The organism is Gordonia sp. (in: high G+C Gram-positive bacteria) (assembly GCF_012515855.1).
Taxonomy (GTDB): Bacteria; Actinomycetota; Actinomycetes; order Mycobacteriales; family Mycobacteriaceae; genus Gordonia.
In genome coordinates, this window is sequence record NZ_JAAYXO010000079.1 from 1 (window position 1) to 5,465 (window position 5,465).

The window sequence follows — 5,465 nt, forward strand, 5'->3', positions numbered from 1 at the left end:
CATCACCGGGTCGTAGGTCGCGATGACGTCGTCGAAATCCATCAGTTCGTCGGTAGCCGCACTCATGGCGTCCATCGTATCTGGGGGTCGAAACCGGGGTGCTTCCCGATGCCGGATAGCGCCGCGCACTCCTACCTTGGACTCATCGGACACCCACCCACGATCAGGAGTCGACATGACCGAGTCCCAGTTCCCGACCATCCCCTACAGCGACGGCGCACTGCCCACCGACCTTTCACCCGCACCCATTTCACCCGCACCGCAGCCCAAACGACTGACCCGCTCGACCAACGACCGGATGCTCGGCGGTGTCGCGGGCGGCCTCGCCGAGTACTTCGGGGTCAGTTCCACCCTGGTCCGCGTCGCGTTCGTCGCGTCCCTCCTCCTGCCGGGCCCGCAGGTGCTGCTGTACCTGCTGCTCTGGATCGTGATTCCGCAGGAGTGATTCGACGAGACGTAGAAACTTGGACGTCCAACCTATTGCATTAGTTGGACGTCCAAGTATATGGTGGTTGGCGTCACCATTCGAGCCCCTCTGGAAGGACGGCGCATGACTTCTCTGCGGACCATCGATCACTACCTGAACGGCGCACGCGTCGCCGCGACCGGCGCCACCGCCGACGTCTACGACCCCAGCACCGGCGAAGTTCAGGCCACGGTCCCGCTCGCCACCGCCGCCGAGGTCGACGCCACTGTCGCCACCGCCGTCGAGGCGCAGAAGGTCTGGGCCGAGTACAACCCGCAGCGCCGCGCCCGCGTCATCATGAAGTTCATCGATCTGGTGAACCAGAACATGGACGAGCTCGCATCGCTGCTCTCCAGCGAACACGGCAAGACCCTCGAGGACGCCCGCGGCGACGTGGTCCGCGGCCTCGACGTCATGGAGTTCGCTGTCGGCATCCCCCACCTGCTCAAGGGCGAGTACACCGAGAACGCAGGCACCGGCATCGACGTCTACTCGATGCGCCAGCCGCTCGGCGTGGTCGCAGGCATCACCCCGTTCAACTTCCCGGCGATGATCCCGCTGTGGAAGGCCGGCCCGGCCCTCGCCTGCGGCAACGCCTTCATCCTCAAGCCCTCCGAGCGTGACCCCTCGGTCCCGGTCCGCCTGGCCGAACTGTTCTCCGAGGCAGGTCTGCCCGACGGCGTCTTCCAGGTGGTCCACGGCGACAAGACCTCCGTCGACGCACTGCTGGAGAACCCCGACGTGAAGGCCATCGGCTTCGTCGGATCGTCGGACATCGCGCAGTACATCTACGAGAACGCCGCGAAGAACGGCAAGCGCAGCCAGTGCTTCGGCGGTGCCAAGAACCACATGATCATCGCGCCCGACGCCGACCTCGATCAGGCCGCCGACGCCCTCGTCGGCGCCGGGTACGGCGCGGCGGGCGAGCGCTGCATGGCGATCTCGGTGGCCGTCCCGATCGGCGACGCCACCGCCGACGCCCTGCGCGAGAAGCTGGTCGCCCGCGTCGAGGCGCTCCGCGTCGGCCACAGCCACGACCCCAAGGCCGACTACGGGCCGCTGATCACCGCTGCTGCCCGCGACCGGGTGCTCGACTACATCGAGCAGGGCGTGGCCGCAGGCGCGGAGGTCGTCGTCGACGGTCGCGGCAAGGGCGCCGCCGACACCACCTTCGAGAACGCCGACCTCTCCGGCGGCTACTACGTCGGCCCGACGCTCTTCGACCACGTCACCAAGGACATGTCGATCTACACCGACGAGATCTTCGGCCCCGTGGTCTGCATCGTCCGCGCGCACGACTACGAAGAGGCGCTCGCGCTGCCGACCGAGCACGAGTACGGCAACGGCGTCTCGATCTTCACCCGCGACGGCGACACCGCACGTGACTTCACCAACCGCGTCGAGGTCGGCATGGTGGGCGTCAACGTCCCCGTCCCGGTCCCGGTGGCCTACCACACCTTCGGCGGCTGGAAGCGCTCCGGTTTCGGCGACCTCAACCAGCACGGACCCGCGTCGATCATGTTCTACACCAAGACCAAGACCGTGACCTCGCGCTGGCCGTCGGGCATCAAGGAAGGCGCCGACTTCGCCATGCCGCAGATGCACTGACCGGTCCGAACGAGAGAACAGGCGCAAGGCGACACCATGCCCTACCCGAAATTGCCCGATGACGACCGGATCGTCGTCGAAGCGGCCCGGGACTTCGCCCGCAAGCGACTCGCCCCGTACTCGCTCGAATGGGATGCCACCGCGCACTTCCCCGTCGATGCGATGCGCGAGGCGGCGTCGCTGGGGATGGCCGGGATCTACACCAGCGAAGACGTCGGCGGCTCCGGCCTCCGCCGCATCGACGGCGTCCGCATCTTCGAGGAACTGGCCAAGGCCGACCCGGTGACGGCGGCGTTCCTCTCCATCCACAACATGTGCACGTGGATGGTCGACTCCTACGGCACCCCCGAGCAGCGTGAACGCTGGGTGCCCAAGATGGCGTCGATGGAGAGCCTCGCCAGCTACTGCCTCACCGAGCCCGGTGCGGGGTCGGACGCCGCGGCGCTGTCGACGTCGGCGCGCCGCGAGGGCGACGACTTCGTCCTGCGTGGCAGCAAGCAGTTCATCTCCGGCGGCGGCGTCTCCGACGTCTACGTGGTGATGGCCCGTACCGGCGACGCCGGCCCCCGCGGCATCTCGACATTCGTCGTCGAGAAGGGCACGCCGGGACTCTCGTTCGGCCCGCCCGAGGCGAAGATGGGCTGGCACAACCAGCCGACCGCCCAGGTGGTCTTCGACGACGTCCGCGTTCCGGCCGACGCCTTGCTCGGCGGCCCGGACGGTGAGGGCACCGGGTTCGGCATCGCCATGAACGGGCTCAACGGCGGTCGACTCAACATCGCCGCCTGCTCGATGGGCGGCGCGCAGGCCGCCTACGACCAAGCGCTCACCTACACCACCGAGCGCGAGGCATTCGGGAAACCGCTGATCGCCGAGCCGACCATCTCCGCCACCCTCGCCGAGATGGCCACCGCGCTCGAAGCCTCACGCCTGCTGCTGTGGCGGGCCGCCGAGGCACTCGACGCGAACGACCCCGACAAGGTGGAACTGTGTGCGATGGCGAAGCGATTCGTCACCGAGAACTGCTACACCGTCGCCGATCAGGCGCTCCAGTTGCACGGCGGCTACGGCTACCTGCACGAGACGGGTATCGAGAAGATCGTCCGCGATCTGCGCGTCAATCGCATTCTTGAAGGAACCAACGAGATCATGCGGATGGTCATCGGACGCGCCGAGGCGCAGCGTGCCACCGCCGGAAAGGGCACACGATGAGCACAATCGCATTCCTCGGACTCGGCCACATGGGCGGCCCCATGGCGGCCAACCTCGTCAAGGGCGGCCATGACGTGGTCGGATTCGACCTGGTTCAGAGCAATCTCGATACCGCCGTCGCCGCGGGCGTCCGCGCGGCCTCCTCCGCCGAAGAGGCCGTCTCCGGTGCCGATGCCGTCATCACCATGCTGCCCAGCGGCGCAGCCGTGAAGTCGGTGTACGACGCCGTGCTCCCCCACGCCACCCCCGGACAGCTGTTCATCGACAGCTCGACGATCTCGGTCGAGGATGCGCGTGCCGTGCACAAGCAGGCTGTCGACGTGGGGCTCATGCAGCTCGACGCGCCGGTCTCGGGCGGCGTGAAGGGCGCCACGGCGGGCACCCTGGCGTTCATGGTCGGCGGCGACACCGCCGCGCTCGCCGCGGCTCGGCCGATCCTGGCTCCGATGGCCGGCAAGGTCGTCGCCTGCGGCGGATCCGGCAACGGCCAGGCCGCGAAGCTGTGCAACAACATGATCCTCGCCGTCCAGCAGATCGCCGTCGGCGAAGCCTTCGCCTTGGCCGAGAAACTGGGCCTGGAGGATCAGGCCCTGTACGACGTCGTCACCGGCGCCACCGGCAACTGCTGGGCGCTGCAGACCAACTGCCCGGTCCCGGGCCCGGTCGAGACGTCGCCGGCGAACAACGAGTTCCGTCCCGGTTTCGCCACCGCGCTGATGAACAAGGACCTCCACCTGGCGATGGATGCGATCGGTGCCACCGGAGCCACCGCTCCGCTCGGCTCTCACGCGGCCAAGCTGTACGACGAGTTCGCAGCCGAGAACGGCGGGCTCGACTTCAGTGCGATAATCGAGACCCTGCGCTGATCAGCAAGCGCAACAGCAGTCGATAGGAGCGGCGTGGCCGGGGTGAATCACGAAGCGGGCGAGCACGATCCGATCGCCCTGGCCCGTCGCAACTGGGAGGACGCCGGCTGGGGCGACGAGGTGGCCGACGGCATGGAGGCGGTCACCTCGGTGATGCGCGCGCACCAGATCATGCTGGCCCGCGTCGAGCAGGAACTGAAGCCGTTCGGTCTCACTTTCTCGCGGTTCGAGCTCCTTCGACTGCTGGCGTTCACCCGCCACGGCGCGCTGCCCATCTCCAAGGCCAGCGACCGCCTCCAGGTGCACGTCTCGTCGGCCACCCACGCCATCGCCCGACTGGTCGACGCCGGTCTGGTGGAGCGAATCCCTCATCCCACCGACGGTCGGACCACGCTGGTGTCGATCACCGCCGACGGCCGCGAACTCGTCGAAAAGGCCACCGTGGTGCTGAACAACGGCGTCTTCGCGAACGTCGGCATGGCGCGCTCCAGCGCCCAGAACCTGGTCTCCGCGATCCGCGAACTGCGTCAGGACAACGGCGACTTCTGAGCCCGGGGGACCCCCGCCCCACCGACACCTGCCATCACCGCGTCGCGATCAGCCAGAGATCTCGCTCCCGTACTCCAGAAATCTCACGGACCGCGTCTGATCGTTGTTGCCCTGGTTCGCGCGAAGCGCTTCCAACTCGCTGGGAAACACCCGCTCGACGCGAATTCCGTCGTCCTCGCGCACGATGGCCCAGACACCCGGGTCGACGTCGATGACCTCGGATTCCTTGACCGGTTCGGCGGCGGCGCGCGGCCGCGTCGCCGAGGCCGCGATATCGGCCCACGTCGCCGTGGCGCGGGGATTCTCGAGGGCTTGACGCAACAGTTTGCGGAGTCCCTCGCCTGCCTCGCGGGCGAAGCGGTCGAAGTCGTCGGAACCGAAATCGTTCGATGTGGCCATGCTCTCATCGTCCCCGGAGACTGGCCGCCGCGCCACTTGCTGGGTAACGTCCCTCTCGACGCCCGCCTCGGGCGCCCGGACGAGCCCGCCGTACCCGGTCAGCGACAAGACGGTGGCTTAGGAGCAATCATGTCCTGGCTCGTTCTCGTCATCTCCGGCCTCTTCGAAGCCGTGTGGGCCACCGCCCTCGGCCGATCGGCGGGCTTCACCCGCCTCTGGCCCACGGTCATCTTCGCCGTCGCGATCGTCATCAGCATGGGCGGCCTGGCCTACGCGATGCGCGAGCTGCCCACCGGCAGTTCCTACGCCATCTGGGTCGGCATCGGCGCCACCGGCGCCGTGGTCTACGGAATGCTCACCGGCGC

At 68.0% G+C, this 5,465-nt stretch carries 7 protein-coding genes and 1 riboswitch; of the genes, 6 read left to right on the forward strand and 1 reads right to left on the reverse strand.

Features of this window, described 5'->3' with window-relative positions; translation table 11 throughout:
• The first annotated feature begins 247 nt into the window (after positions 1–247).
• The 5 genes from GX543_RS05900 to GX543_RS05920 all read left to right on the forward strand — a co-directional run bounded on the left by GX543_RS05900 (position 248) and on the right by GX543_RS05920 (position 4,701).
• Positions 248–445 carry a PspC domain-containing protein gene (locus tag GX543_RS05900; protein WP_290850527.1) on the forward strand — a complete coding sequence of 66 codons (198 nt, stop codon included), beginning with the start codon at positions 248–250 and terminating at the stop codon, positions 443–445.
• A gap of 105 nt (positions 446–550) precedes the next feature.
• Positions 551–2,074, forward strand: coding sequence for a CoA-acylating methylmalonate-semialdehyde dehydrogenase (locus GX543_RS05905; protein ID WP_290850518.1), 1,524 nt, complete (start codon positions 551–553; stop codon positions 2,072–2,074).
• A gap of 36 nt (positions 2,075–2,110) precedes the next feature.
• Entirely contained in the window at positions 2,111–3,286 is a 1,176-nt protein-coding gene (locus GX543_RS05910) for an acyl-CoA dehydrogenase family protein (RefSeq protein ID WP_290850520.1), read from the forward strand.
• Positions 3,283–4,152 carry a 3-hydroxyisobutyrate dehydrogenase gene (gene mmsB, locus GX543_RS05915; protein ID WP_290850521.1) on the forward strand — a complete coding sequence of 290 codons (870 nt, stop codon included), beginning with the start codon at positions 3,283–3,285 and terminating at the stop codon, positions 4,150–4,152. Before GX543_RS05910 ends, mmsB begins: the two co-directional genes overlap by 4 nt.
• A 33-nt stretch (positions 4,153–4,185) precedes the next feature.
• Positions 4,186–4,701 (forward strand): MarR family transcriptional regulator, encoded by a 516-nt coding sequence (locus GX543_RS05920; RefSeq protein ID WP_290850522.1) that lies wholly within the window; start codon positions 4,186–4,188, stop codon positions 4,699–4,701.
• Between the two features lie 48 nt (positions 4,702–4,749).
• Here GX543_RS05920 and GX543_RS05925 read toward each other — a convergent pair whose 3' ends face one another.
• Positions 4,750–5,100, reverse strand: coding sequence for a hypothetical protein (locus tag GX543_RS05925; protein WP_290850524.1), 351 nt, complete (start codon positions 5,098–5,100; stop codon positions 4,750–4,752).
• Between the two features lie 55 nt (positions 5,101–5,155).
• Positions 5,156–5,219: riboswitch (guanidine-III (ykkC-III) riboswitch) on the forward strand.
• 10 nt (positions 5,220–5,229) lie between these two features.
• Between GX543_RS05925 and GX543_RS05930 the strand changes: the two genes are divergently transcribed.
• Positions 5,230–5,465: SMR family transporter (locus tag GX543_RS05930; protein ID WP_290850525.1), on the forward strand; the 236-nt coding region annotated here is incomplete at its 3' end.